Origin of the sequence: Tenacibaculum crassostreae (genome assembly GCF_964512405.1) — a bacterium.
Classification (GTDB): domain Bacteria; phylum Bacteroidota; class Bacteroidia; order Flavobacteriales; family Flavobacteriaceae; genus Polaribacter; species Polaribacter crassostreae.
This window is the reverse complement of sequence record NZ_CAZELE010000006.1, coordinates 25,595-51,547: the sequence shown is the minus strand read 5'-3', so window position 1 is coordinate 51,547 and position 25,953 is coordinate 25,595. Positions and strand designations below refer to the sequence as shown.

At 30.3% G+C, this 25,953-nt stretch carries 27 protein-coding genes; 14 read left to right on the top strand and 13 right to left on the bottom strand.

The window, feature by feature from the left end:
* Both ACKTST_RS08235 and ACKTST_RS08230 read left to right on the top strand, forming a co-directional pair.
* Window positions 1-780 carry a DUF3050 domain-containing protein gene (locus ACKTST_RS08235; protein WP_408047283.1) on the top strand — a complete coding sequence of 260 codons (780 nt, stop codon included), beginning with the start codon at window positions 1-3 and terminating at the stop codon, window positions 778-780.
* The gene (locus ACKTST_RS08230) at window positions 780-1,733 is read left to right on the top strand and encodes a glycosyltransferase (protein ID WP_408047282.1); all 954 of its coding nucleotides are present in this window, start codon (window positions 780-782) and stop codon (window positions 1,731-1,733) included. The genes ACKTST_RS08235 and ACKTST_RS08230 overlap by 1 nt, the downstream gene beginning before the upstream one ends.
* A gap of 50 nt (window positions 1,734-1,783) precedes the next feature.
* Here ACKTST_RS08230 and ACKTST_RS08225 read toward each other — a convergent pair whose 3' ends face one another.
* The 3 genes from ACKTST_RS08225 to prfB form a co-directional block, all read right to left on the bottom strand.
* Window positions 1,784-4,612, bottom strand: a complete 2,829-nt coding sequence (locus tag ACKTST_RS08225; protein ID WP_408047281.1) for a M16 family metallopeptidase — start codon at window positions 4,610-4,612, stop codon at window positions 1,784-1,786.
* Window positions 4,613-4,727: 115 nt separating this feature from the next.
* Window positions 4,728-5,069: an arsenate reductase (glutaredoxin) gene (gene arsC / locus ACKTST_RS08220; protein ID WP_408047280.1), complete on the bottom strand. Its 342-nt coding sequence runs from the start codon at window positions 5,067-5,069 to the stop codon at window positions 4,728-4,730.
* A gap of 22 nt (window positions 5,070-5,091) precedes the next feature.
* A complete protein-coding gene (prfB, locus tag ACKTST_RS08215; protein WP_408047279.1) occupies window positions 5,092-6,186 on the bottom strand; it encodes a peptide chain release factor 2 in 1,095 nt (364 codons plus the stop codon).
* Window positions 6,187-6,222: 36 nt separating this feature from the next.
* On the opposite strand from prfB, the gene ACKTST_RS08210 reads away from it, so the two are divergent.
* A complete protein-coding gene (locus tag ACKTST_RS08210; RefSeq protein ID WP_408047278.1) occupies window positions 6,223-7,245 on the top strand; it encodes a threonine aldolase family protein in 1,023 nt (340 codons plus the stop codon).
* Between the two features lie 31 nt (window positions 7,246-7,276).
* Here ACKTST_RS08210 and ACKTST_RS08205 read toward each other — a convergent pair whose 3' ends face one another.
* Both ACKTST_RS08205 and ACKTST_RS08200 read right to left on the bottom strand, forming a co-directional pair.
* Window positions 7,277-7,885 carry a hypothetical protein gene (locus ACKTST_RS08205; protein ID WP_408047277.1) on the bottom strand — a complete coding sequence of 203 codons (609 nt, stop codon included), beginning with the start codon at window positions 7,883-7,885 and terminating at the stop codon, window positions 7,277-7,279.
* A 7-nt stretch (window positions 7,886-7,892) separates the two neighbouring features.
* Window positions 7,893-8,387 (bottom strand): RNA polymerase sigma factor, encoded by a 495-nt coding sequence (locus tag ACKTST_RS08200; RefSeq protein WP_408047276.1) that lies wholly within the window; start codon window positions 8,385-8,387, stop codon window positions 7,893-7,895.
* A 164-nt stretch (window positions 8,388-8,551) separates the two neighbouring features.
* Here ACKTST_RS08200 and ACKTST_RS08195 point away from each other — a divergent pair, with 164 nt between their 5' ends.
* Genes ACKTST_RS08195 through ACKTST_RS08165 form a run of 7 tightly spaced genes read left to right on the top strand, consistent with a single transcriptional unit; the run spans window position 8,552 to window position 12,317 of the window.
* Window positions 8,552-8,965: a DUF2141 domain-containing protein gene (locus ACKTST_RS08195; protein ID WP_408047275.1), complete on the top strand. Its 414-nt coding sequence runs from the start codon at window positions 8,552-8,554 to the stop codon at window positions 8,963-8,965.
* Window positions 8,966-8,973: 8 nt separating this feature from the next.
* Window positions 8,974-10,329 (top strand): 2TM domain-containing protein, encoded by a 1,356-nt coding sequence (locus ACKTST_RS08190; RefSeq protein ID WP_408047274.1) that lies wholly within the window; start codon window positions 8,974-8,976, stop codon window positions 10,327-10,329.
* A gap of 1 nt (window position 10,330) precedes the next feature.
* Window positions 10,331-10,618 (top strand): 2TM domain-containing protein, encoded by a 288-nt coding sequence (locus tag ACKTST_RS08185; RefSeq protein ID WP_408047273.1) that lies wholly within the window; start codon window positions 10,331-10,333, stop codon window positions 10,616-10,618.
* 3 nt (window positions 10,619-10,621) lie between these two features.
* Window positions 10,622-10,906 carry a 2TM domain-containing protein gene (locus ACKTST_RS08180; protein ID WP_408047272.1) on the top strand — a complete coding sequence of 95 codons (285 nt, stop codon included), beginning with the start codon at window positions 10,622-10,624 and terminating at the stop codon, window positions 10,904-10,906.
* A gap of 1 nt (window position 10,907) precedes the next feature.
* Window positions 10,908-11,228 (top strand): 2TM domain-containing protein, encoded by a 321-nt coding sequence (locus ACKTST_RS08175; RefSeq protein ID WP_408047271.1) that lies wholly within the window; start codon window positions 10,908-10,910, stop codon window positions 11,226-11,228.
* Window positions 11,229-11,232: 4 nt separating this feature from the next.
* Entirely contained in the window at window positions 11,233-11,544 is a 312-nt protein-coding gene (locus ACKTST_RS08170; protein WP_408047270.1) for a 2TM domain-containing protein, read from the top strand.
* Between the two features lie 17 nt (window positions 11,545-11,561).
* Window positions 11,562-12,317: a LytR/AlgR family response regulator transcription factor gene (locus ACKTST_RS08165; protein WP_408047269.1), complete on the top strand. Its 756-nt coding sequence runs from the start codon at window positions 11,562-11,564 to the stop codon at window positions 12,315-12,317.
* Here ACKTST_RS08165 and ACKTST_RS08160 read toward each other — a convergent pair.
* Window positions 12,298-12,822, bottom strand: a complete 525-nt coding sequence (locus ACKTST_RS08160) for a flavodoxin family protein (protein WP_408047268.1) — start codon at window positions 12,820-12,822, stop codon at window positions 12,298-12,300. The genes ACKTST_RS08165 and ACKTST_RS08160 overlap by 20 nt on opposite strands.
* Before the next feature lie 147 nt (window positions 12,823-12,969).
* On the opposite strand from ACKTST_RS08160, the gene ACKTST_RS08155 reads away from it, so the two are divergent.
* The 4 genes from ACKTST_RS08155 (at window position 12,970) to ACKTST_RS08140 (ending at window position 18,362) form a co-directional block, all read left to right on the top strand.
* Window positions 12,970-13,824, top strand: coding sequence for a PPK2 family polyphosphate kinase (locus ACKTST_RS08155; RefSeq protein WP_408047267.1), 855 nt, complete (start codon window positions 12,970-12,972; stop codon window positions 13,822-13,824).
* A 62-nt stretch (window positions 13,825-13,886) separates the two neighbouring features.
* Entirely contained in the window at window positions 13,887-14,717 is an 831-nt protein-coding gene (locus ACKTST_RS08150; RefSeq protein ID WP_408047266.1) for an exonuclease domain-containing protein, read from the top strand.
* 169 nt (window positions 14,718-14,886) lie between these two features.
* A complete protein-coding gene (locus ACKTST_RS08145; RefSeq protein WP_408047265.1) occupies window positions 14,887-15,372 on the top strand; it encodes an ABC transporter ATPase in 486 nt (161 codons plus the stop codon).
* Between the two features lie 65 nt (window positions 15,373-15,437).
* Window positions 15,438-18,362 carry a glycoside hydrolase family 3 N-terminal domain-containing protein gene (locus ACKTST_RS08140; RefSeq protein WP_408047264.1) on the top strand — a complete coding sequence of 975 codons (2,925 nt, stop codon included), beginning with the start codon at window positions 15,438-15,440 and terminating at the stop codon, window positions 18,360-18,362.
* On the opposite strand, the gene ACKTST_RS08135 is transcribed toward ACKTST_RS08140, so the two are convergent.
* The 7 genes from ACKTST_RS08135 to ACKTST_RS08105 all read right to left on the bottom strand — a co-directional run bounded on the left by ACKTST_RS08135 (window position 18,343) and on the right by ACKTST_RS08105 (window position 25,872).
* Entirely contained in the window at window positions 18,343-19,389 is a 1,047-nt protein-coding gene (locus ACKTST_RS08135; RefSeq protein WP_408047263.1) for a lysophospholipid acyltransferase family protein, read from the bottom strand. The two genes, ACKTST_RS08140 and ACKTST_RS08135, sit on opposite strands and share 20 nt — an antisense overlap.
* Before the next feature lie 3 nt (window positions 19,390-19,392).
* Window positions 19,393-20,304 carry a bile acid:sodium symporter family protein gene (locus tag ACKTST_RS08130; RefSeq protein ID WP_408047262.1) on the bottom strand — a complete coding sequence of 304 codons (912 nt, stop codon included), beginning with the start codon at window positions 20,302-20,304 and terminating at the stop codon, window positions 19,393-19,395.
* Complete coding sequence (locus ACKTST_RS08125) at window positions 20,288-20,929, bottom strand: DUF4159 domain-containing protein (protein WP_408047261.1); 642 nt, start codon at window positions 20,927-20,929, stop codon at window positions 20,288-20,290. Before ACKTST_RS08125 ends, ACKTST_RS08130 begins: the two co-directional genes overlap by 17 nt.
* A gap of 533 nt (window positions 20,930-21,462) precedes the next feature.
* Window positions 21,463-22,539: a helix-turn-helix domain-containing protein gene (locus ACKTST_RS08120; protein ID WP_408047260.1), complete on the bottom strand. Its 1,077-nt coding sequence runs from the start codon at window positions 22,537-22,539 to the stop codon at window positions 21,463-21,465.
* Window positions 22,540-22,685: 146 nt separating this feature from the next.
* Window positions 22,686-23,396: a 16S rRNA (uracil(1498)-N(3))-methyltransferase gene (locus ACKTST_RS08115; RefSeq protein WP_408047259.1), complete on the bottom strand. Its 711-nt coding sequence runs from the start codon at window positions 23,394-23,396 to the stop codon at window positions 22,686-22,688.
* Entirely contained in the window at window positions 23,396-24,514 is a 1,119-nt protein-coding gene (locus tag ACKTST_RS08110) for a GTP cyclohydrolase (RefSeq protein ID WP_408047258.1), read from the bottom strand. The genes ACKTST_RS08115 and ACKTST_RS08110 overlap by 1 nt, the downstream gene beginning before the upstream one ends.
* Window positions 24,515-24,531: 17 nt before the next feature.
* A complete protein-coding gene (locus ACKTST_RS08105) occupies window positions 24,532-25,872 on the bottom strand; it encodes a transporter (protein ID WP_408047257.1) in 1,341 nt (446 codons plus the stop codon).
* Window positions 25,873-25,953: the final 81 nt, after the last annotated feature.

The window sequence follows — 25,953 nt, the reverse complement described above, 5'->3', positions numbered from 1 at the left end:
ATGAAGAATATTTCACAGATAGAAAAGGAGTTAGCGCCACTAAGACAACAGTTAAAAGAACATGAGTTATACGACTCATTGCAGCACATAGATGATGTAAAATTGTTTATGGAATCTCACGTGTTTGCGGTATGGGATTTTATGTCGTTACTTAAAGCTTTGCAAAGAGAGCTTACTTGCGTAACCTTACCTTGGTTACCTGCTGTAAACACTAAAACGGCGCGTTTTATCAATGAAATAGTTTTAGGCGAAGAAACCGATGTGAATGAATTAGGAGAGCCTAAAAGTCATTTTGAAATGTATATTGATGCCATGCGTCAAGCAGGAGCAAGTATTGATCAAATATCAAATTTTATTTCTAATATTATTGATGGAAAACCTGTTGAAGAAAGTCTTAATGATTGTTCAATAATTGAGGAAGTAAAAGATTTTGTAAACTTTTCTTTTGAAGTTATTAAAACAGGTCAAGCACATATAATAGCGTCTAGTTTTACTTTTGGAAGAGAAGATGTAATTCCTGATATGTTTTTAGAAATCGTTAAAAACACGGAAGAAAAAGAAGGAAGTTCATATAGTAAATTAACTTATTATTTAAACAGACATATTGAATTGGATGGTGATGAACACGGACCATTATCATTACAAATGATTGAAGAGTTATGTGGAGATGATTTACAAAAATGGGATGATGTGTTGTACTATGCAAAAGAATCACTAGAGAAAAGAATTCAGCTTTGGGATGGAATTGCTAAACAAATAAATGAAACAGTTTTAGCGTAATGAATTTGAAATTTTCAATAATAGTACCTGTTTACAATCGACCACAAGAAATTGATGAGTTATTAGAAAGCTTGACAAGACAAGACTTTCAAGACGATTTTGAGGTGTTAATTATTGAAGATGGTTCTGAAAATTCATCAGAAGAAGTTGTGAAAAAATATACTTCTCAACTTAACCTCCATTATTTTTATAAAGAAAATAGTGGAGCAGGAGCGAGTCGTAATTACGGAATGCAAAGAGCTTCAGGAAGCTATTTTATTATTTTAGATTCTGATGTAATTGTCCCGCCACAATACCTTTCCGAAGTAAAAAAAGCTTTAGAAGAAAAGTATACCGATTCTTTTGGTGGTCCTGATGCTGCACATCCTAATTTTACGTCTTTACAAAAAGCGATTAACTATTCGATGACTTCAGTATTAACTACAGGTGGAATTAGAGGAAAGAAAAAATCCGTTGAGAAATTTCAACCAAGAAGTTTTAACCTGGGGTTATCAAAGGCTGCTTTTGAAAAAACAAAGGGTTTTTCTAAAATGAAAGCAGGTGAAGATATCGACTTAACTTTCCGTTTATGGGAAAACGGTTTTGAAACGCAATTAATAACTAACGCCTTTGTGTATCATAAACGTAGAAGCACTGTTAAGCAATTTTTTAAGCAAACTTTTGCTTTTGGTACTGCAAGACCTATTTTAAACAAAAAATACCCTGAAACAGCTAAATTAACGTATTGGTTTCCCAGTTTGTTTATTATCGGAATTGATATTTCCATCATCTCAGTTTTCTTTGGATATTGGCAATTATTAGCTTTTTATGCGGTTTACTTTTTCTGTATTTTTTTAGATTCCTTAGTTCAGAATAAGAATGTAAAAGTGGCTTTGTTAAGTATTATTACAACTATTACGCAGTTTTATGGTTACGGACTCGGATTTTTAGAGTCTAAGTTTCTTAAAAAATAAAAGCTCCCAATTTCTTGAGAGCTTTTGTATGTTTAACTGTTAACTAAGAATTATTTTTCTGGATTTAAAATCCCTAGAATATATCCGTTTGTTAAATATTTTTTAGCAACATTTTGAACATCTTTCTTAGTTAAAGCATTAACTCTATCTTCAAAAGATATCGCATCAGATGTGTCATCGTTTTGATAATCTACATTTTTAATAACACTTAACCAAAAACGATTCTTTTTAAGATCTTCTTTATGATCTAAAATCATTGCTTTTTTGGTTTTCATTAAGTCTTCTTCAGTAGGTCCGTTTTTAACAATAGCTTCAACTTCTTGAACTGAAATAGTCTTTAATTTTTCAACGTTTTCTGGTGCACAAGGAAAACTAATTGTTAAATTGTAACTTGCATATGGCATTTTGTTAATACTACCACGAGCCCCAGCAGAATAAACTCCACCTTCTTGTTCACGTAACTTTTCTGTTAATTTAATTTTTACAGCTTCTGCTAAAACTTCAAAAGCTAAAGCTTCGTTTTTATTATAATCAGCTTCACCTCTATAGGTAATTCTTACATTACTTTTTGGGTCTTTACCTTTTACAACTGTTTTAGTGTGTGATCCTGATAATGGTCTGAAATCTGAAACTTTATATTTTTCGTTAGAATTTTTCCCTGGTAAACCCGCAATATACCTCATAGCATACTCAGCAAGTTTCTTTTCGTCAACATTTCCTACAAAGTAGAAGTTAAAATCTCCAGCGTCAGCAAAACGCTCTTGGTATTTTTGATAAGCTAAATTATAATCTGCAGCATCGTATTTTTCAGGAGAAGGAAATCCTGTATGACGAGGATCTTTTCCGTATATAAACTCGCTCATTTCTTTTTGGAAGAAGAAATTTGGGCTTGCTAATAAATTACCTAAGAAACTTTTATTCTTGTTAATATAAGAGTTAAAAGCTTTCTCATCTTTATTTAAAGAAGTGAAGTACAAGTGTACCATTTGGAATAGTTCTTCTATATCTTTAGGAGTTGCAGAACCTCTAAACCCTTCACTTAAACCACTAATAAACGGAGAAACACGAACTATTTTACCAGACATCATTTTTGATAAATCAGTTTTAGTAAATCCGTTAATTCCTGCTTCTGAAAGTCCACCATTAGCAAAAGCAGTAGCTTTTACTTCATCATCAGAGTATAAAGAAGTTCCACCAAAACTAAACGCTTCAAATAAGATTTCATCATTTTTAAAATCTGTCTTCTTAAAAGTAATTTTAGCTCCGTTACTTAATACCATAGTTTTGGTACCTAAATCTTTATTTTCAGTTACGCTAGTAATGGTACCTGGTACAGGTTGCTTTGTAATTAATGAAGCTGCTACAGCTTTATCTTCATAAGGCTTTAACTCTTTAGTTTTAACATTGTTTAAAGCATCTAGTACTTGTTGTTCGGTAACTACTTTTTTAGGTCCAGTAATAACTACTACACGGTTATCGTCGTGTAAATAGTTTTTAATAAGTTTATTTACTTCTTCTAATGTTACAGTTGGTAATAACATTTGATGTGCTTTGTGTTCCCACTCTATACCAGGAATTGGTTCTTGCTCTAAGAAGTTGTTTACATACTGACCAATAATTCTGTTAGATTCTCTTTTATCTTTATCCTTAAAAGCTTTATCCATTCGAGCACTAACATTCATTTTTGCTCTGTCTAATTCTCCTTGTTGGAAACCGTATCTTTTTACACGCTCACTTTCATCTAATAAAGCTTCAAAACCTTTTAACTGACCATCAGCACTTACACCTGCTCTTGATTGGTATGCTTCTTTACCACGAGCCCATGTTCCTCCGTGGTAACTAAATCCGTAAACAAAAGGAGGATTTTCGCTGTTGCGTAATTCGTCAAAACGATTGTTAATCATTTGAGCGAATAACGATTTAACGATAGAGTTTCTATAATCAGCTACAGTAACTTCTGGTTTAGCTTCGTCGTAATCTTTGTACATTAATTGAACACTAGCAAAAGGAGCTTCTTTATCTGCTTCTATAGCAATAAATGTTTCTTTATGATTTTTTAAAGGAGCTACTTCTCTTTTACGAGGGTTTTTTACTGCAGGAATTTTACCGAAGTGAGATTTAATTTTTTCTTCCAAAACCTCTACGCTTACATCACCAACAGCAACAACAGCCATTAAATCTGGACGGTACCAATCTTTATGAAAACGACGAATACTTTCGTGTTTAAAGTTTTCTAAGTTCTCTTTTGTACCTATAGGAAGTCTTTCTGCATATTTAGATCCGTACATTACTTTTGGTAAATACTTTTCTAACATACGGCTATCTGCTCCTCTACGAGAACGATATTCTTCTAAAACAACTCCACGTTCTTCATCAATATCTTTTCCCTCCAATAATGCACCATGCGCCCAATCTTCAAGAATTTGAATTCCTTTTTCTAATTTTTCTTGGTCATCGCTTGGTATTGGTAAGATATATACAGTTTCATCAAAACCTGTATATGCATTTAAATGGGCACCAAACTTTACACCGATAGACTGTAAATAATCTACCAATTCGTTCTTTTTAAAGTTTTTAGTACCATTAAAATTCATGTGCTCCATAAAATGAGCTAATCCTAATTGGTCATCATCTTCTAAAATTGAACCTGCATTTACAACTAATCGTAATTCTACTTTGTTGGCTGGTTTCGGATTTTGTTTGATGTAATAAGTCATCCCGTTTGATAGTTTACCTATCTTAACTGAAGGATCAGTTGGGATGTTCATAGCAGCAACTTTTTCTTTTTTAACAAGTCTTTGTTGTGAATCTTTTAAAGCTTGACTATACCCCGTAGATATAAAGAAGGCAAGGGATAGCCCCAATAAAGTTTTTTTCATAGTGAATGATTTTTAATTTAGGGCTAATATACACTGATTATTACATAAACTAAAAGATTAGTTGTTAATTAGTGTTAAATATAAAAGCTCCCAATTCCTTGAGAGCTTTTGTAAGTTAGATAATTTCTTTTATGGTTTCTGGTGGTCTGCCAATTACCGCTTTGTTACCATTAATAACTATGGGACGTTCAATCAATTTAGGGTTGTCCACCATAGCTTTTATAACTTCTGAATCTGATAACTCTTTTCCTTTAAAATTATCTTTCCAGATTTGTTCATTTTTACGAACTAATTGAATAGGAGAGATGTTTAAAAGGTTGATGATTTCTATTAATTCTTCTTCAGAAGGAGTATTTTCTAAGTATTTAACTATTTCAAACTCTTTTCCAGAATTTTCTAAAATTTCTAAGCCGCAGCGAGATTTACTACAGCGATTGTTATGATATATTTTGATCATTCTTTTATGTTTAAGGTGTTGTTTATTCTTCTTTTTGTCCCATCATCATTAAATAGGCTTTTAAAAACGGATTGATATTTCCATCCATAATTGCATCAACATTTCCAGTTTCATGGGCGGTACGAACATCTTTCACTAACTTATACGGATGCATTACATAATTACGAATTTGGCTTCCCCATTCGTTTTTCATTTTATTCGCTTCAATTTCCTCACGAGCAGCCAAACGTTTTTGTAATTCAATCTCATATAATTGCGATTTTAACATTTGCATTGCCGTAGCTCTGTTATCGTGTTGCGAACGAGAATTTGAACACTGAATTTGAATTCCGGTAGGTTTGTGAACTAATTGAACTTTAGTTTCTACCTTGTTTACATTTTGTCCACCAGCACCACTTGAGCGCGCAGTTGTTATTTCAATATCCGTTGGATTTACCTCTATTTCTATAGAATCATCAGCAACAGGATACACATATACCGAAGCGAAAGAAGTATGACGTTTCGCATTACTGTCAAAAGGAGAAATACGAACCAAACGATGTACGCCATTTTCACCTTTCAACCATCCAAAGGCATAATCTCCTTCAAATTCTAATGTAACAGTTTTAATTCCTGCAACATCGCCTTCTTGGTAGTTTAAGGTTTTTATTTTATAGCCTTTTTTTTCTGCCCACATGGTATACATACGAGTCAACATTTCCGTCCAATCACAACTTTCGGTTCCTCCAGCACCCGCTGTAATTTGTATCGTAGCACTTAAGTTGTCTCCTTCTTCAGAAAGCATGTTTTTAAACTCAATATCTTCTAAAAAAGTAGCTGTTTTTTCAAATTGTTCTGAAACTTCACCTTCCTCAATATCACCTTCTTTATAAAAATCATATAAAACAGCTAAATCGTCATATAGGGTAACAATTTCATTATAATCGTTCACCCACTTTTTCTTCATACGTAATGACTTCATTAAGATTTCAGCTTCTTTCGGATTGTTCCAAAAGTCTGGGTTTGCAGTTTTTTCTTCTTCATTCGTAATTTCAATTAACTTCTTGTCAATTTCTAAATAACCTCTTAACTTGCCAATGCGTTCAGAGATATTTTTTAGCTGTTCGTGTGTAATCATAAATGCAAAAATACATTTTATAAATCGTAGTTAGAAATGGAAATAAACTTAATAAGTGATACAGTAACCAAGCCTACGAAAGGTATGCTAGAGGCGATGATGAAAGCCAACGTAGGTGATGATGTTTTTAAAGCGGATCCAACGGTAAATTTATTGCAAGAAAAGGTTGCGGATATGTTTGGAATGGAAGACGCGTTATTTTTTCCTTCGGGAACGATGGCAAATCAAACAGCGATTAAAATTCATACCCAACCAGGAGATAGAATGTTTTGTGATAAGTGGGCACATGTGTATAATTATGAAGGAGGAGGAGCAGCTTTTAATGCTGGAGTAACTTCTTGTTTGATTGATGGTGATAGAGGAATGTTTACTGCTAAACAATTAGAAAGTTTAGTTGGTGGAAGAAATGATATTCATACACCTTTTAGTAGATTGGTTTGTGTTGAAAATACGACGAATAAAGGAGGAGGAGCTTGTTGGAATTTTGAAGAATTACAAAAAAATCAAAAAGTAGCGAAAATTAATAATTTAGCGTATCATTTAGACGGAGCACGTTTGTTTAATGCTTTAGTGGCTAAAAATGAAACACCTAAACAATATGGAGAGTTATTTGATACTATTTCTATCTGTTTATCAAAAGGATTAGGAGCACCAGTAGGTTCTGTGTTGGTAGGAACTAAAGAACATATTGAAAAAGCCTTAAGAGTTCGTAAGTTATTCGGTGGAGGAATGCGACAAGCAGGTTTTTTAGCAGCAGCAGGAATTTATGCCTTAGATAATCAGGTTGAACGTTTATCCGAAGATCATCAAAAAGCAAAAGAGATAGGTGAGATGCTTGAAAGTTGTTCGTATGTAAAAAAGGTAGAGCCTATAGAAACGAATATTGTTATTTTTTATGTAGATGATGCTATAAATCCTGATGATTTTATGAAGAAAATGGCAGACAGAGGAATTCTCTTAATTTCTATGGGAGAGGGTAAAATTAGAATTGTAACCCATTTAGATTATACTGATGTAATGCATCAGCAGTTACTAAAGGAAATAAAGAATTTTAAATAACAAAAAAGAGAGGTTTATAAACCTCTCTTTTTTAGTTTAACTCGTCTAGTTTGGCAAGTTCTTTATAGTTTTTGTTTAATTTTCTTAGTAGTATTCCGTATAATAATTGATAGAATAACCATAACATTACTAAAGCAATTAAAGCTATTACTGTTGTAGTAATAATAAAAATAATAATATGGGCAGAATCAAACTCAGGATGTGTTTTAATTGTTGCAATTGAAACAACTAAAAATATTATAAATACATATGCTAGGTTAAAAATAACATAATACTTAACAGTTTTTCTAGTATTAATTATTTTACTCATTAATGTTTTGGTAGATTCAACTACAGAAATACTTTTATAATTTAAATAAAACTTTACTAAGAAAAATAATAATATTGGATATGTGACAAATTGAGAATAAATAATAAAATTGTATAATCCCAATTTACTATATTCTTCATATGCTTTATCCATATCAAAAATAAAATAGAAAGAATTTAGGAAAACAAATTCCAATAAACCAATTATAAAAATCCATTTTACAATAGATGAAGAGCGCGAATGCGCCATTTTATAAATATCAACTTTAGAAACTTTATTGGTTTCTTCTGGTTGATTTTCCCATGCCTTTTTATATTTATCTAAATCCATTTAATAATTATGGGTTTAATATTTTTTTTAACTTATCCTTTGCTCTATTCATTTTTACTCTTGCATTTACTTCACTAATACCTAAAGTTTCAGAAATGTCTTTGTACGGTTTGTCTTCTAAGTATAAAAAAATAAGAGCTTTATCAATATCATTTAATTTACGAATCGCATTATACAATGCCTTTAACTGTAACTCTTCAGTGTCGTCATAATCTTCAGCTTTAATTTTAAAAGAATACTCAGTAATATCTTGGGTTTGTATTGTTCGGGTTGATTTTCTATATAATGAAATCGCTGTGTTTAATGCTACACGATACATCCAAGTACTAAATTTGGCATCTCCTCTAAATTTGCTGTAGTTTTTCCATAACTGAATTGTGATTTCTTGAAACAAATCGTTATGTGCATCTTGATTGGTTGTGTAAATTCTACACACCTTATGTACAATATTTTGATTGGTTTCAAATTCGGTTAAAAATTTATTTTCTAATTCCTTTTCCACTAAGCTTGGTTACCCTTGTTTTTAAATGTTGATGTATAATAAGTAGGTCAAAAATATAAAATGTTACAGTTCGTCAGTAAAAAAATACAGTTGAGTACTCTTAAATTTTAAAAATGACAAACCTGAAAGATATTTGAACTGTAATTAACCATAAAATAAACATCATGAAATTAGTATCACACATTTTAGTTTTGGTTTTATTGTTTGTAGTTAAAACAATAAAAGCTCAAGAATTTTCTATTACTGCAACGGTGGTAAATGTAACTTCTAATGAAGGAAAAGTAAGTTATGCTTTGTATGATAAAGTAAATTATATGAAGAAGCCTATTCAAGCAAAAAGTTCAAAGGTAGTAGATAGGAAGAGTACGGTAGTTTTTGAAAATGTTCCTGCAGGAGAATATTCAGTAATTTGTTTTCACGATAAAAATGATAATGATAAAATGGATTTTGAACCTAGCGGAATGCCTTTAGAAGATTATGGAGCATCTAATAATATAATGCGAATGGGACCACCGATGTACGAAGATTCTAAGTTTCAAGTAACCGATAAAGATGTATCTTTAGAAATCAAATTTTAAGAATAAAAATGAAGTCACCACTATCTAATTCTATCAAGAACTTTAAAAATGATGTTTGGGTTTGTTTTAAGTTAACCATCATTTTCGGAATCTTTTTTGTAATTGTAAATAAGGCTTTTACATTAGAAAGAGCAGGATTAGTGTTTTTGTTTTCGGCAATGTATTCTTTTACATTAGGATTAGGTAATGGGTTGTTAAACGATTATTTAAGTTCAAAGTGGGATTGGGTTACACAAACCAATCAACGAGTTTGGGCAGGAGTAGTTTCAACAGTAGTATATACAATAGTTGCAGTTCTGTTAATTCATTACATACAGTACATTCTAATTTTAGGAAATGATATGAGTGTGTTTTTTCAACGAAACTTACTTTTTGCACACTTGTTTGCTATTATACTTTCCTTAGGGATCGCTACTTTTTTTCACGCCAAAGGGTTTATGATAAACTGGAAAGCATCTGTAAAAAAAGAAACTGCGCAGCATGAAATTGTCGCAAAAACAGAAACAGCGAAGTTTGAAACCTTAAAAAGTCAGATAGATCCTCATTTTTTATTCAATAGTTTAAATGTATTGACGTCTTTAATTGGTGAAAATCCTGTTCAAGCTGAAAAGTTTACTACAAAATTATCTAAAGTATATAGGTATGTGTTAGAACAACGAAATAAAGAGTTGGTACCAATTCAAGAAGAATTACAATTTGCAAAAACTTATATGGAATTATTACAGATGCGTTTTGAAGATGCTGTTAAGTTTTCAATTCCGAATGAAATTAGTAATCCTGATTTAAAGATAGTACCACTTTCGTTACAATTATTACTAGAAAATGCAGTGAAGCACAATGTAGTTTCTTCAACAAAACCTTTAGAAATACAAATTTTTGAAGAAAACGGATTTTTACAAGTCCAAAATAACATCAATCCTAAAGAAGCTATTGGTAAAAGCACCAAAGTAGGATTAAGAAATATTGCCGATCGTTACGGTTTAATTACTGATAAAAATGTAGAAATACTCAATAATAAAAAAACATTTACGGTGAGTTTACCCTTGTTAACTCACGCAAAAGATATGACTATGAGCGCAAATAATTTAGAAAATAGCAACTATGTAAAAGCAGTAGAACGAGTTGAAAAACTAAAAGAGTTTTATCAGAATTTAGTATCGTACTGTATTGTAATTCCATTTTTAATTTTTATCAATTTAAAAACATATTCAAGGTTTCAATGGTTTTGGTTTCCAATGATTGGTTGGGGAATAGGGTTGATTTTCCATTTCTTAGAAATAAACAATTACAATATTTTTCTTGGAAAAAACTGGGAAGAACGCAAGATTAAAGAATTAATGGACGAAGACAAAAAAAACTACTAAAATGGAAAAAGATTTTACACAAGAACAAAAATATATTCAAGCAAAAAAGAGAGTAGAAAAAATAAAAGGATTTTATGTTCATTTGATTGTTACCATTTTAATAATACCAGTTTTAGTGTTTATCAATTTAAAATTTGTTCCACACTATCATTGGTTTTGGTTTCCAATTATAGGAATGTCTTTAGGTGTGTTTTTTCACTGGTTTGGCGTATTCGGTTTTCATAAACTAGGTTTCGGGAAAGATTGGGAGCAACGTAAAATTCAAGAATATTTAAACGAGAAAAAGTAAAAAATGGAAAATTATACTCAAGAAAAGAAATATTTAGAAGCAAAGAAAAGAGTAAAACAAGTTAAAGGATTTTATGCTCATTTAATAATTAATGTAATTTCAATTCTAATTATTGTTTCGATAAATTTAATGTTTTCGCCATGGTTTCATTGGTTTTGGTTTGCAGTAATAGGTATTGTAATCGTAACTTTTATCCATTGGATGTTAGTTTTCGGGCAAGAGAAGTTTGGTTTCGGGAAAGAATGGGAGCAACGTAAAATTCAAGAATATTTAAACGAGAAAAAGTAAAATGAAAGAAGATTATACAGAAGAACATAAATACATTCTTGCAAAAAAGAAAGTAGAAAAAATAAAAGGGTTTTATTGGCATTTAGTAGCTTATATAGGTGTGAATATTTTTATTTCAACTGTTATTGTTTTAGGGTTGATGAGTGATGATAAACTTAGCTTTTCGAAAGCAATATCTAATTTCGGAGTGTATGCAACTTGGTTGTTTTGGGGAATAGGATTGTTTTTTCATTGGTTAGGAACTTTTGGAACGAATATCTTTTTTAGTAAAGATTGGGAACAACGTAAAATTCAACAGTATATAGACGAAACAAAAAAATAACAACATGGAAATAGTAGAAAATAAAGAAGAAAAGTTATATCGAGCTCAGAAAAGAGTTCAAGAAATTAAACAGTTTTATAAACATCTAATCGTATATATCCTTGTTAATTTATTTGTTATTGGAAGGAGAATTTACAAAGATATTGCCTACAGAGATGAATCTTTTACTGATGCTTTTTTAGATATTGATAATTATAATTTGTTTTTTTGGTGGGGAATAGCGTTGTTTTTTCATGGAATTAACGTTTTTGGAAGATCAAAGTTGTTTTCTAAAGCCTGGGAAGAACGAAAAATAAAAGAATACATGAACAAATAATTGCTGAAAACCAAACTATGAATGTTATAATTATTGAAGACGAAAAACCTGCAGCAAGACGTTTAAGCAGAATGTTAGCTGAATTAGATATAGAAGTGCAACAAATGCTGCATTCGGTAGAAGAATCAATCAACTGGTTTCAAAACAATCCACATCCTGATTTAATTTTCTTAGACATTCAATTATCAGATGGATTGTCATTTGAAATTTTTGAAGAAGTTACAGTTAAGTCTGCAATTATTTTTACCACAGCTTACGACGAGTATGCATTAAAAGCATTTAAGCTAAATTCTATTGATTATTTGTTAAAACCTATTGATGAAGATGAATTAAAAGTTGCAGTAGATAAGTTTAAAGAAAATCAGCCGAAACAATCGAATTTACAAGTTAATATTGAAGACATTCGAAAGCTATTAATCAACCCTATTGATAGAAAATATAAAAAACGTTTGACGATAAAAGTTGGTCAGCATTTAAAAATCATTCCAATTGATGAAATAGAGTGCTTTTATTCGGAAAATAAAGCGACTTATATTCATACGCATTCAAATAGAAATTATTTGTTAGATAATTCGTTAGAAAATTGGCAAGAAGAATTAGATCCAGAGCAATTTTTTAGAGTTAACCGAACATTTATAGTGCACGTAAACGCAATTAACGATATAGTTTCTTACACAAACTCTCGCTTACAACTAAAATTAAACTCATTTAACGAACAAGAAATTATTGTAAGCAGAGAACGTGTAAAAGATTTTAAGAATTGGATTGATTAAGCTTCTTTTTAAAAGCTTCAATTTTTAGTTTTGCTTCTGGGTGAATGTCTTTTCCGTCTTCAGTAAACCAAGTATGAAGACTACCAAGGTAATTCATGCCTAAATAGTTGGCACTTTCAATGAAAGGCATTTCAAAACCATTTTTTAAATCGTTTTCCCCAGAATTACTAATCATTGCCATGTTTTTTCCACGCAGCATTCTACCTAACTCTTTTTTGTAGTGTAATAAATCAGAAAGTCTATCAAAAAATATTTTCAAAGTAGCACTCATAGTGTACCAATACACAGGAGTTGCAAAAATAATAGTGTCGTAATTTTTAATAACATCTTCTATTAAAGGAAGAAAATCATCATCAGCATTGCTGAAATCATACTCAAAAACACCAATATTTTTAGTTTTTAAATCAATTACATCAAAAGAATTATTTTCGTTAAAATAATTGATAATTGTATTGGTATTTCCGTTGCTTTTAGAGCTAGCTTGTATAATAACAGTATTTTTCATTTTACTTTATGTTTAGATATGATGTAAAACTCTAAAAACAATTCAAAGAATAGTAACAAAGTCAATTTTTAAAATTGATAACACTCAAGGAAAAAACAATAGTAAAAGGCTATATTTTTGTACATTTATGCCTAAATAGGCAAATTAATGGATGTAACTACATATAAGTTTTCTAAAGAAAATACCTTAAAAGACTTTGTAACCAAAGAAGTAGAAGAAGACGCTAAGAAGAAATTAAAAAAAGCTAGAAAAAAAATTAGTGAATTACAAGACACGATGTACGCTGAAGGTAAATACAGTGTTTTATTGTGTTTGCAAGGAATGGATACAGCTGGAAAAGATAGTTTAATTCGTGAAGTTTTTAAAGATGTAAATGCTCGTGGAGTAGTAGTTCATAGTTTTAAGGTACCTACTGAGTTAGAACTGAAGCACGATTTTTTGTGGCGCCATTATATTGCTCTACCAGCCAAAGGTAAAATAGGTGTTTTTAATCGAACACATTACGAAAATGTGTTAGTAACAAGAGTGCATCCAGAGTATGTTTTTGCTGAAAATATTCCAACAGTTAAAAGTTTAGAGGATTTAGATGACGCTTTTTATCACGATAGAATGGAACGCATCAACCAGTTTGAAAAACATATTTCAGCAAACGGAACAATTATTCTTAAATTCTTTTTAAATGTTTCAAAAGAAGAGCAAAAAAACAGATTGTTACGTCGTTTAAACATTCCAGAGAAAAACTGGAAATTTTCTGCAGGAGATTTAAAAGAACGTAAATTGTGGAATAATTATCAAGAATGTTACGAAGATATGCTGCAAAGAACATCAACTGATTATGCTCCTTGGTACGTAGTTCCAGCAGATGATAAACCAACAGCACGTTATATAGTAGCCAAAACTTTGCAAGAAGAGCTAGAAAAATATAACTTTAAAGAACCAACATTATCTCAAAAAGTTTTAGACCAAATCGACGAGTTTAAAAATCAACTAAATCAAGAATAAATAACCACTTAGAACTAAAAATAAATAAGGTTTCTGTATTTTGAAGCCAAACCCTTACTAAAATGACACTTAAATTAACAAAACCAATTGTATTTTTCGATTTAGAAACCACAGGAATAAACATAGCAAAAGACAGAGTTGTAGAAATATCAATATTAAAAGTATTTCCTAACGGAAATAAAGAAAGTAAAACGTGGTTGGTAAACCCTGAAGTTGAAATTCCAAAAGAAGCTTCAGACATTCATGGAATAACCAATGAAAAAGTTGTGACTGAACCAACGTTTAAAGAATTGGCATCACAAATTAATGAAATGATTGCCGATGCAGATTTAGCAGGATTCAATTCCAATCGATTTGATATTCCTTTATTGGCAGAAGAATTACTAAGAGCAGGAATCGATTTTGACATGAACAATCGTAAAGCTGTTGATGTTCAAACTATTTTTCATAAAAAAGAACAAAGAACGTTAAGTGCAGGGTATAAATTTTACTGCGGAAAAGACTTAGAAGGAGCACATTCAGCAGAAGCAGATACCAATGCAACTTATGAAATTCTATTAGCACAGGTTGATAAATATGACGATTTAGAAAACACAGTTGAAGCGTTAAGTGAGTTTTCTACCCATGGTAAGAGAGCTGATTTTGCAGGTTTTGTTCTTTATAATGATGATGATCAAGAAATTTTTTCTTTTGGAAAGTACAAAGGAAGAACAGTAGAAGAGGTGTTAAAAGAAAATCCAGGATACAATGCTTGGATACAAAATGCCGATTTTCCGTTGTATACAAAAAAAGTGTTACGAGAAATTAAAGAAAGAATGTCTAAGTCTAAAACTGATTCAATGACAGATGAAGAAAAGTTACAAGCCTTACAGCAAAAATTTAATTTAAGGTAACATTCTAAATAAATTAACAAGTACTTAAGAACTCTTATAATTTTCAATTTTTACATTCGTTAAAAATTAAGTTATGAGAGTTTTTTGTTTAAAAGATTTTTATAAAGGAAATTCCATACAACCAGCAATTTCCGTAACTTTGAGTAACTAAGAAATATAAAGCATAAAAATGTTTACAGAATATAAAAACTTACCCCAAAACTCAAGAGTTTGGGTATATCAGTCAGATAGAGAATTTACCCAAGAAGAAATAGAGTATATCAGTGCAAAAGCACTCCTTTTTATTGATAATTGGACACGTCATGGAGATGATTTAAAAGGATCGTTTACTATTAAATACAACCAATTTTTAGTATTAGCGGTTGATGAAAACTTTAACAATGTCTCGGGTTGTTCTATCGATGCTTCGGTTCGTTTTGTTCAGGAATTAGAAAAAGAATTGCAGTTAGATTTGATGGATAAAATGAACGTTTCTTTTAAAGATGGGGAAAACATCAATATTGTAAAGCTTTCAGATTTTCAAAAATTTGCAAAAGCACAAAAAATTACTGCTGAAACTGTAGTTTTTAACAACATGGTAAACACCAAAGAAGATTTTGAAACAAAGTGGGAAGTACCGGCAAATAAGAGTTGGCATTCTCGATTTTTGGTATAACTATTGATTCAGTTTTGTTAAACAATTTATTTAATTCCCCAAAAGTTTTAAAAGAAGAAAGGTATATGAAGAGAAAGGCACTTACTTTAATAGCATTTATTTTTATACAAATACTACAAGCGCAACAAATAGATCCTTTATTATCTAAGGATTCCACGGCTCAAGCTGTTTGGGTGGATAGTATCATAAAAAATATGTCTGTAGATGAAAAGATAGGACAGCTGTTTATGGTACAAGCGTATTCAAATAAAGATAAAGCTCATGAAGAATTTATTTCTAACCTGATAACAAAATATCATGTAGGAAATATCATTTTTATGCAAGGTACACCAGATAAACAGGTAGAATTAAATAATAAGTATCAAGAGATAGCAAAAGTACCTTTATTAGTAGGTTTTGATGGTGAATGGGGATTAGATATGCGATTGAAAAATACGTATCGTTTTCCTTGGAATATGACTTTAGGAGCTATTCAAGACGAAAAATTACTCGAAGAAGTTGGTAAGCGAATAGGAGAACATTGCAAACGAGTAGGAATTAATGTCAATTTTGCCCCAGTTGTTGATGTAAACACAAATCCTGATAACCCAATTATAGGAAATCGTTCTTTTGGAGAGAGCAAAGAAAACGTTGCTCAAAAAGCTATTGCTTTTACAAAAGGAATGCAAGGAGTTGGTGTGTTAGCCAATGCAAAGCATTTCCCTGGGCATGGAGATACTGAAACAGATTCTCATCATACCTTACCAACGATTAATTTTAGTGAAAATCGCTTAGATTCTATTGAGTTATACCCTTTCAAAAAAGTATTTAATGCAGGAGTAGGAAGTGTAATGACAGCACATTTAAGTATTCCTAGTTTAGAGTCAAATACTAAGTTACCATCCTCATTATCAAAAAATGTAGTTACGAATCTATTACAAGAAAAGTTAGGTTTTAAAGGATTAGTTATTACAGATGGGTTAAACATGAAAGGTGCTGCAAACTATTCTACTTCCGCAGAAATAGATTTAGCTGCTATTTTAGCAGGAAACGATTTGTTATTGATTCCTCAAGATGTTCCAGGTTCAGTAAAATTGATGAAAAAAGCATTAGAAGACGGAACATTGACAGAAGACCGGTTAAACCATTCAGTAAAAAAGATTTTAAAAGCGAAATACCTAGTTGGTTTAAACGAATATAAATCTATAGCAACTGAGCATATTTCTGAAGATTTAAATTCTCCGTATGATGAGGTTTTACATCGTAGATTAATTAAAAGCTCAATAACTGTTTTGAAAAATCAAGAGGATATTTTACCAATCAAAAATTTACAAGATAAAAAAATAGCTTATGTTTCATTAGGAAATGACGAGGGAAGTGATTTTTATCAAATGTTAAAAAACTATACAAAGGTTGATAAGATTTCTGAAGAGCATTTAAGTGTTTTATTACAAAGATTACAGAAGTATAATTTAGTCATTATTGGTGGACATAAATCGAACAGTAACCCATGGAAGAGTTACAAGTTTTCTAATAAAGATTTAGTTTGGTTACAAGAAATAGCAAGAAGCCACAAGGTTATTTTAGATGTTTTTGCGAGTCCGTACAGCTTGTTGCAAGTTTCTTCTTTTACTAATATTGAAGGAGTAGTGTTATCGTATCAAAACAGTAAATTGTCGCAAGAATTATCAGCGCAAGCGCTTTTTGGAGCTTTTGATTTAAAAGGAAAGTTACCAGTATCTATAAAATCTGATTTCAATCTAGGTGACGGATTGGAAGTGAAAGGATTAAATGTGTTACAATATACTATTCCTGAAGAAGCGGGAATGTCATCAGAAAAATTATCAATTATAGATAAACGAATTGATACTATTCTGAGTGAAAAAATGGCTCCTGGAGGACAGATTTTAGTAGCAAAGAATGGAATGGTAGTTTACAACAAAAGTTTTGGACATCATACATCATTAAAACAAAGAGCTGTAAAAAACTCTGATGTATATGATTTAGCATCGTTGACTAAAATTTTAGCTTCATTACCAATGATTATGAAAGCTGAAGAAGAAAGGAAAATTAGTTTGTTTTCTAGTTTAGGAGATGTTTTACCGCGTTATAAAAACTCAAACAAAGATACTTTGTTGTTAAAAGAAGTTTTATCTCATTACGGACGTTTACGTTCGTGGATTCCTTTTTATTTGAATACCAAAGATGAGGTAACAGGAGAGAATTCAGTAAAATATTATCGAAAAAAGCGTTCTTCAAAATTCAATATTAAGGTAGCTAAGAATTTATACTTAGCTAAAGAGTATAGGGATACGATTTATAAGCATATTGTTGATTCTGAGCAAAGAGAAAGAGTGGGTTACAAGTACAGTGATTTGGGTTATTATATTTTTAAAGAAATCATCGAAAAAAAATACAATAAACCACTAAACAAATTAGCAGATGAACATTTTTACAAACCTTTAGGTGCAGATAGAATGAGCTATTTACCATTGGCTAGATTTAAGAAAAATGAAATTGTACCTACTGAAAAGGATGACTATTTTAGAAATCAGTTATTGCAAGGGTATGTGCATGATATGGGTGCAGCAATGTTAGGTGGTGTAGGTGGACATGCAGGATTGTTTGCAAATGCTAATGATGTAGCTAAAATTATGCAACTATTTTTACAGGAAGGTAGCTATGGAGGTAAACAATATTTACAACCCGAAACTGTAGAAAAGTTTAATAAACGTTATTATGAAGATAAAAAAGTACGTAGAGGTTTAGGTTTTGATAAACCTCAATTAGATCCAGATGTTAAGGCTACTTGTGGTTGTGTGTCAGATGTTAGTTTTGGGCATAGTGGATTTACAGGAACATACACATGGGCAGATCCAGCTACTGGTGTTGTTTACGTGTTTTTATCTAATAGGGTTTATCCTACGATGAAAAACAGTGGATTGGTAAAAAGTAATATGCGTACTAAAATTCAACAAGATATTCAAAATGCTATTCTGATGGCGGAGTAGCAGCTGTTTTTGTATATAACAACACTAGTAATAAAGAAAAAGCGAAATACAACAAAGCTGTTGTATTATCGAAAACATAGCTAACAATCCAGCTTTGAATAGAATAAAATAACGGAAATAAAACAGCGTTTACTCCGAAGCGAAAAGTGTCTATAAATTCAGTTTCATTTACTTTTTTGCTCATTATTTTCCACAATATAAAAGGAATAAAACTATTCAGAACAACAAGACAATATATAGGGAAAGCGTAGTTGTTACTACGTTTTTTTTCTTTAAGGAAATTGTTGTTGTCAATTAAGGAATTTACTTTTTCTACCTGTGTAAAATCAATTTGAGCATTGTTTAGTTCAGATAGTTTACTGTGGTAAGACTCATCGTTTTTTATATGAACACTAAGCTGTTCTAATTGATTCGAGACTAACTCTTTTAAAATTTTTACAGAATTATTTACTTCTTTTTTTTCGTAAAAATCATTTGCCAAAATAGGTTTTCCAAAATTGATGGCTACTTTAGAAGGGTAATTTGATACATTTTGATAAGTAATTCCAATAGGAACTATATGAATTTTAGTAGCAGGATTATTGTCTAAAGTTCTAAAAATTATTCGAGTAAAACCTTTGCTAAGAGGTCTTATAGTTCGGTCTTTACAATGACTTCCTTCAGGAAAAATTAATAAAGCTTTATTGTTTTTTAACAACTCTTCGCATTTATTAAAAATCTCTTCGTTTTTCGATAACTGCTGAATTCCGTCACGAATTCTATATACAGGCATCATTCCAAGCAAATCAAAAAACTTAGCAATCATTGGATTGTTAAATACAGCAGCACGCACCAAAAAATGTGTTTTCCTTTTGATGTTTGTTGCTATAAATAAAGGGTCAATTAGTCCGTTTGGGTGATTAGAAGTAAATAAAACTGCGTCATTTTTTGGGATATTTTCTGTTCCAGAGACTCTTGTTTTCTTGGAATAAAAGAATAATCCGGTTTTTACATAAACTTTAAAAAAGTAGTATAATACAATTCTCATTTCTTATTTTTTTCGCCCCCAATAAGTAGCTAAGACCATTCCTGAAAAAATATCCCAAACTCCCCAAAAAGCAGCTAATAAAGCCATTCCTCCTAAACCATCAAAAAAACTAAAAATTAATAGTAACCCTAAACCTCCATTTTGAATTCCAGTTTCTATTGAAATTGTTTTACAATCTTTTTTATTCAGTTTAAAAGACTTTGCTGTTAGGTAGCCTATTAAAAAAGCATAAATGTTGTGAAATATAACTAGAAAAAGTACTAAATGTATGTAGTTTTTAAATACATCAGCATTGTCGTAAAGAGCTATTACAATTAAGAGTAGAAAGAAGAATATTGAAAAAGGGCGTAATATTTTGTTGATTTTTTTTGCCATTTCATGATGGTAATGATTAACCAACATTCCTAATACAATCGGTATTCCTAAAATTAGTAGAACCAGTTTGAATAATTCGAACGGGTTTAATGAAACGCTTTTCAAAATCTCGTTTGTAGGTTCGTACAAACTTCCCCATAAATGTAAGTTTAGCGGAGTCATAACTAAACTAATTATTGTTGCAAAAGCTGTTAAACTAACAGATAAAGCGGCATTTCCGTTTGCCATTTTACTAAAAAAGTTAGAAACATTTCCTCCAGGACAAGCAGCAATCATTATCATTCCTAAAGCAAAGCTAGGGTAGGGGTTGATAATGTTTATAAGAATAAATGTTAAAAATGGGAGTAGAATAAACTGTGATAAAAGACCTACAAATAATATTTTAGGATTTTTTATAAGTCTTTTAAAATCCTCAATTTTTATATCCAATGCGATACCAAACATTATAATTGCTAAAGCTATGTTTAGTATCCATAAAGCATCGGTATCAAAATTTATTTTGATTTCGTCTATTTGAATGTTATTAATGTTTAAAAGCATATTCAATAATATTAGAACCCATTTTTAAAGCTTTTTCTCGTATTTCTTTTGGGTTGTTGTGAACTTCTGGGTCCTCCCAACCATCACTTAAATCACTTTCATAATCATAAAAGAGAACTAATCTACCTTCGTGAAATATTCCTAAGCCTTGAGGAGGTTTTTTGTCGTGTTCATGAATTTTGGGTAATCCGTTAGGAAAAGAAAACGATTGATGATAAATAGGATGTTCTTTTGGTATTTCTTGCAATTCTAACTTTGGAAATACTTTCTTTAACTCTCTTCTGATATAACTGTCTAAACCGTAATTATCGGATATATGTAAAAATCCTCCTGAGATTAAATAATTCCTTAGTGTAGTTACTTCTTCATCAGAGAAAAAAACATTACCATGACCTGTAATAAAGGTAATTGGATAATTGTATATAGTTTCATCGTCTAATTTTACGGTTTGAATATCGCTATTAATAGAGGTTTTGGTGTTTTGATTTGTATACTTAATTAGGTTTGGTAAAGCCGTCGGATTTGCATACCAATCACCTCCGCCTTTATATTGTATAATTGCTATTTGTTGAGAAAATAAGTTTGAAATAGTAAGGCTAAAAACAAGTAGTATAATTTTTCTCATAAATATTATTGAATTCAATAGCAATATAGTAAATATCAACAATAAAAAAACACCAACACAAAGTGTTGATGTTTTTATTCCCCTTAATATTAAATAGTTGCTTATTTATTGAAAAATCCCCTAATTTTTTCAAAAAGCAATAATATTTTAACCAAAATTATATAATATGATTATTTCTTGAGTTCGAATACATCCAAACAGGGATTTTATACTGTGCTTTTTATAAAAAGTATTTAAATTAATGTTTTTTTTGAATGATAATAAAAGATAGGATAAGTTGTAAAAAACAAAAAACACCAAAAGAAACTTGGTGTTTTTAGCTTTATAAGCTCTCTCTTTTTCGTATTAAAAGCAGTAGCTTCCAATAATTTTTTTGAAATCTTAAATTATAAATTGAAAACCCCTTCACTTATCTTCAATTACTAATTTTTTAATTTCACATGGTAAAAATACGGTTTAAGTAAAAAAACAGAGTTCGGAAACGTCCAATTCAGGTATTGTTGAACTCCCTTTTTATAAAAAGAAAGAAAAATTTAGCTTTTTAGCATAGCTAAAGATAAATTTTTATACTCTACAGGTGTATGCCCAGTATGCTTTTTAAAAACGGTATAAAAAGTAGATTTAGAGTTAAAACCAGATTCAAGACCTACGGAAGTAATTGTGTATTCTGAATAATCAGGATCTAGTAGTAAATTTTTTGCAGATTCAATTCTCATTTCATTTAAATAGTCAGTAAAAGATTTCTTAGCAATGTTATTTATAACTGAAGAAAGTGTACTTGAACCTAATTGAGTATCATTTGAAAGATCTTGAAGCGTGTATTTACTAAGTAAGTATTTTTTTTTCGACTTAATAAAATTATCTATATCGTTAAATTGTTCTGATTGTCTTTCTAATTGATTACTTTCTAAAGAAGTTTTTTTGGTATTTAAATCAACTGTATCAAGATTAAACTCACCGTTTAAATCAATTAATAAAGAAGCTCTAATTTTTTTACGTTCTTTTACTATTCTTAATTGTCGTAACCCCTGATATCCTAACCAATAAATTAAAACAGTTGTAAGTATTCTTAAAGGATAATATGAAAATAAAAATCCTGTAAAGTTTAGATTTATTTTCACAACTAAAGCTACAATCCAAAAAAGATACCCGATAGAAGAAAGAATAAAGAAGGTGTTTAACCACTTTAAGTTATCAAAAGATAATGTTTTTTGAAATAGATTTTCTTTTTTGTTTAGAATGTACATAGAGTATATAAAAATACTCAAAGAAGTAATCATACTAAAGAACTCTTCCAAAGAAGCATATACTTCATAAATATAGTCTAGGTTTTCTTTAGAATCTGTTCCGCTAGAACTAAGTACAAAACTCACTTGAGCTGCTACTAAAAGAAGAAAACCAGGAATGGCAAATTTTAAGATATTAAAAAATTTATCTGTTAAGTTTAAGTAATGTATTAGAAACATATATAAAAAAGGCATTGATAAAAAATGCCAAGAGAATTGCATGTATTCTAATTCAAATCTGTTTTGTAATAAACCTCTTTCTAGAGCCCAAGATTGTAAATTATTTATTGAAATGGATAATATTAATAAGTTAAGATATATCATGCTTTTTTCTCTTCCGTTTTTCGATAGGAAAAGGATTATACTAAAAGCAAAACCATGTAAGGCACTAACTATTAAAAAGAGATTGAATAATTCAACTACAGTCAAAATATATGATTTATTGGGTAGCTAAATATACAAAAAATGTATTATTGATGTATGAATGCAATACTTTGAACTACGCTTAATCCAGCTGTTTCAGTACGTAATCTGTTTTCCCCTAGAGAAATAGGGGTGAATTTTTTATTTAAAGATTGTTGAATTTCTTGAGAAGAAAAATCACCTTCAGGTCCAATTAAAATTGTGTAGGAAGCATTTGGTGTAGCTATATTTTTTAAAAGTTTCTTTTCCATGTTTTCTTCACAATGAGCAATAAAAGTCTCGTTATTATGATTTTGAGTTATAAAATCAGAAAATTTTATTGGTTCGTTTAATTTAGGTAAGGTGAATTGCAGCGATTGTTTCATGGCAGATTGCACAATTCTCGACAAACGATCAATTTTTACAATTTTTCTTTCAGAATTATCGCAAATGATAGGCGTAATTTCATCAATACCAATTTCTGTAGCTTTTTCTAAAAACCATTCGAAACGATCGTTATTTTTGGTAGGAGCTATAGCAACATGTAAATAATAATCTCTCGTGCGTTTTTTTTCTTCAAACTTAATAATGTTAGCAACACATTTTTTATCGCTTCCGATGCTAATTTCAGCATAAAAAAGAAAACCTTCACCGTTAGTAATATGTAGTATATCACCTTCTCTTTTTCGTAAAACACGCACAATATGTCGGCTTTCGTCTTTATCGAAAGTGATTTGTTTTGAGGTAACTTTTAAATCAGGATTATAAAATAATTGCATTATAAATCAAGTTTATAGGTTCTTCTTCGTTTGTGAATTTTTGGGTTAAAATCTTTCCAAATTTGATGAATCGCATGATTGTCTTCCAATTCAGGTGTTCTAATACAATTTTCGATTCCTCGAGCTTTAAAAACTCTATGAAATTCTTCAAAAATAACGGCTGTAACCCCTTTGTTTTGATATTCTGGATGAACACCTATGAGGTAAAAAGTAACGTCTTTTGAGTTTTTTCTGGCTTTTAACAAGTGAAAAATTCCGAATGGAAGTAACTTACCATTAGCTTTTTGCAATGCTTCAGAAAAAGAAGGCATTACGATTGCAAAAGCAACTAGCTTATGGTTTTTATCAACAACAAATTTTATATATTCTGGATTGATAAAACTTATATATTTCTTCTTAAAATAAGCTATTTGCGCATTTGAAATAGGTACATAGGTTGATAGTTTAGAGTATGTTTTACTAAATAGTTCGAACATCTCATCAACATAAGGCATTATTTTATCGGTAGAAGTAAAGTTTAAAGCTGTAAGTTCGTATCTTCTTTTTATTATTGAACTTGCCTTTTGATATCTTTCTATTTGAATATTTTTAAAAGGAAATTTATTCTCGATGTATTCTTTTTCCTTTTTAAAACCTAATTGTTCTAAATGTTTTGAATAATACGGATGATTATACCAAGTAATCATGGTTCCTATATGGTCAAAACCATCGATAAGAACTCCGGTTTTATCTAGATTGTTGAATCCAACAGGGCCTTCTAGATATTCTAAGTTATTTTCTCGACCAATTTTAGCAACTTTGTTTAATAAAGCTTTGGTGACTTCAATATCATCTACTACATCGAACCAACCAAAACGCATTTTTTTAATGTTTTGTTTTTCGGTTTCATAGGTGTTGATAATAGCAACAATTCGTCCAACAATTTCATTGTTTTTAATAGCGACAAAAAAGTGAGCTTTTGCGTGTTCAAAAACTGGATTCTTATCTTTATCAAAGCTTTCAATTTCGTCTTTAATAATTGGCGGAACCCAGTATTTATTGTTTTTATAAAGAGAAAAAGGAAATTTAACAAACTGTTTCATTTCCTTTTTGGTAATTATTTCTTTAATATGAATCATACAGCAAATGTAAGATTTTAATTATCATCTTTTTCTTGATCTTCTTTCTCTTTCTGTTCTTCTTTTTTAATGTCTTCTTCCAATTTTTTTATTTCTTTTTCAAGCTTTAAACGTTCTTTCTCTTTGCGTTTGGCTTCTTTTTCCTCTTCTTTTTTAATGTCTTTTTCAAGTTTTAAACGCTCTTTTTCTTTACGTTTAGCTTCTTTTTCGGCATTCTTTTGTGCTTTTTTAGCTGCTTTCTTCTCTTCTTTAGTTGCCTTCTTTTTAAGCTTTTTGTCTTCTTTAGCAATTACATCAACTAACGATTCTTGACGTTCTCTTCTCGGTTTTTCTTGAGAAAGTTCTTCACTGTCAGGAGAAATATCTAAATCAACTTTTTGCTCACGTTTTTTAGAGAATAACTTTTTAACTTTACTAAACATACGTCCAAAGAAACCTCTATCTTCATCGTATTTAACTTGTTTTTCGTTTTCAATTTTATTTCCAAACTCGTCTATCTCAACAAATTTGTCTTGGTGTCTGTTAATTCTGTATGATACTCCCAATGAGGTATAAATACCAATTTCATCTTGTTGTAAATTTCCTCTAACTGAAGCGTTAAATTGCAAGTTTTCATTGAATAAATATGCTGCACCTGCACCAATATTGGTTTTTTTCTCATACTTTTCGAAAATACCTTGCATTTCAGCAAAACCGGACCAATAATCATTAAAGTTATAAGTACCTGTTACGATATAAGAAAACTGAGAAAAATCTGTCCCGATAAAATCATAATGAAGATTGGTAACTACATTTAATTTATCGGAAAATTCATTTTGTAATAAAAGACCTACTTTAGGACTAAAACCGCCTCTTTCGTGAAAATCTGTTAAAAAGCTTCCAATATTAATTCCTGCGGAAATTCCTACGTGAGGAATCCATCGTTTCCAATCAAAAGAATGTCTAGCTTTCCAACTTCTTATTTCTTTACTCTTGTCGTCATATTTTGGAGCGTATATTAAATATTTTGCACCTAAACTAAATTGACTTAATCCTGTTTTGTTGTATGAGGATTCAAAAATATTTTTAAAAGCTATTTTATCTCTTTGTAAAGAAGTGTTTAAGTTTAATTCTAGTTTTTCAGCAATCAAACTTGTTCTAAAAAACAAGTTTAACCCTAAAGCTTCAGGATTGCTAAAAGTAGGTGTAGCGTTTATTTTACGATAAAAAATACTTGATTCAAACTGATAAACACCAGTGCCTACACTATACGGGCTCTCAGAAAAACCTGGTCTATTCGAATTAATAACTGGAGTGTATTGAGCATTTACAGTTATAATTGAGCAAAAAACAAAAAATGTAAGGAGTTTCTTAATCATATAATGAATCCAGATTTTTCAGGTTTTACAAACATACATAAAAATACAAATACCAATGTAATATAAGTTTTGTAAAGTCTT

What these genes read in the sequence shown, in the direction of transcription:
- ACKTST_RS08130 (WP_408047262.1), bottom strand. Translation starts at nt 20,304, where the DNA reads ATGCTTTTAAACATTAATAACATTCAAATAGACGAAATCAAAATAAAT.
- ACKTST_RS08185 (WP_408047273.1), top strand. Translation starts at nt 10,331, where the DNA reads ATGGAAAAAGATTTTACACAAGAACAAAAATATATTCAAGCAAAAAAG.
- ACKTST_RS08195 (WP_408047275.1), top strand. Translation starts at nt 8,552, where the DNA reads ATGAAATTAGTATCACACATTTTAGTTTTGGTTTTATTGTTTGTAGTT.
- ACKTST_RS08105 (WP_408047257.1), bottom strand. Translation starts at nt 25,872, where the DNA reads ATGATTAAGAAACTCCTTACATTTTTTGTTTTTTGCTCAATTATAACT.
- ACKTST_RS08180 (WP_408047272.1), top strand. Translation starts at nt 10,622, where the DNA reads ATGGAAAATTATACTCAAGAAAAGAAATATTTAGAAGCAAAGAAAAGA.
- ACKTST_RS08150 (WP_408047266.1), top strand. Translation starts at nt 13,887, where the DNA reads ATGACACTTAAATTAACAAAACCAATTGTATTTTTCGATTTAGAAACC.
- prfB (WP_408047279.1), bottom strand. Translation starts at nt 6,186, where the DNA reads ATGATTACACACGAACAGCTAAAAAATATCTCTGAACGCATTGGCAAG.
- ACKTST_RS08225 (WP_408047281.1), bottom strand. Translation starts at nt 4,612, where the DNA reads ATGAAAAAAACTTTATTGGGGCTATCCCTTGCCTTCTTTATATCTACG.
- ACKTST_RS08120 (WP_408047260.1), bottom strand. Translation starts at nt 22,539, where the DNA reads ATGATATATCTTAACTTATTAATATTATCCATTTCAATAAATAATTTA.
- ACKTST_RS08125 (WP_408047261.1), bottom strand. Translation starts at nt 20,929, where the DNA reads ATGAGAAAAATTATACTACTTGTTTTTAGCCTTACTATTTCAAACTTA.
- ACKTST_RS08115 (WP_408047259.1), bottom strand. Translation starts at nt 23,396, where the DNA reads ATGCAATTATTTTATAATCCTGATTTAAAAGTTACCTCAAAACAAATC.
- ACKTST_RS08205 (WP_408047277.1), bottom strand. Translation starts at nt 7,885, where the DNA reads ATGGATTTAGATAAATATAAAAAGGCATGGGAAAATCAACCAGAAGAA.
- ACKTST_RS08145 (WP_408047265.1), top strand. Translation starts at nt 14,887, where the DNA reads ATGTTTACAGAATATAAAAACTTACCCCAAAACTCAAGAGTTTGGGTA.
- ACKTST_RS08165 (WP_408047269.1), top strand. Translation starts at nt 11,562, where the DNA reads ATGAATGTTATAATTATTGAAGACGAAAAACCTGCAGCAAGACGTTTA.
- ACKTST_RS08230 (WP_408047282.1), top strand. Translation starts at nt 780, where the DNA reads ATGAATTTGAAATTTTCAATAATAGTACCTGTTTACAATCGACCACAA.
- ACKTST_RS08210 (WP_408047278.1), top strand. Translation starts at nt 6,223, where the DNA reads ATGGAAATAAACTTAATAAGTGATACAGTAACCAAGCCTACGAAAGGT.
- ACKTST_RS08135 (WP_408047263.1), bottom strand. Translation starts at nt 19,389, where the DNA reads ATGAGAATTGTATTATACTACTTTTTTAAAGTTTATGTAAAAACCGGA.
- ACKTST_RS08140 (WP_408047264.1), top strand. Translation starts at nt 15,438, where the DNA reads ATGAAGAGAAAGGCACTTACTTTAATAGCATTTATTTTTATACAAATA.
- ACKTST_RS08155 (WP_408047267.1), top strand. Translation starts at nt 12,970, where the DNA reads ATGGATGTAACTACATATAAGTTTTCTAAAGAAAATACCTTAAAAGAC.
- ACKTST_RS08175 (WP_408047271.1), top strand. Translation starts at nt 10,908, where the DNA reads ATGAAAGAAGATTATACAGAAGAACATAAATACATTCTTGCAAAAAAG.
- arsC (WP_408047280.1), bottom strand. Translation starts at nt 5,069, where the DNA reads ATGATCAAAATATATCATAACAATCGCTGTAGTAAATCTCGCTGCGGC.
- ACKTST_RS08235 (WP_408047283.1), top strand. Translation starts at nt 1, where the DNA reads ATGAAGAATATTTCACAGATAGAAAAGGAGTTAGCGCCACTAAGACAA.
- ACKTST_RS08110 (WP_408047258.1), bottom strand. Translation starts at nt 24,514, where the DNA reads ATGATTCATATTAAAGAAATAATTACCAAAAAGGAAATGAAACAGTTT.
- ACKTST_RS08160 (WP_408047268.1), bottom strand. Translation starts at nt 12,822, where the DNA reads ATGAAAAATACTGTTATTATACAAGCTAGCTCTAAAAGCAACGGAAAT.
- ACKTST_RS08190 (WP_408047274.1), top strand. Translation starts at nt 8,974, where the DNA reads ATGAAGTCACCACTATCTAATTCTATCAAGAACTTTAAAAATGATGTT.
- ACKTST_RS08170 (WP_408047270.1), top strand. Translation starts at nt 11,233, where the DNA reads ATGGAAATAGTAGAAAATAAAGAAGAAAAGTTATATCGAGCTCAGAAA.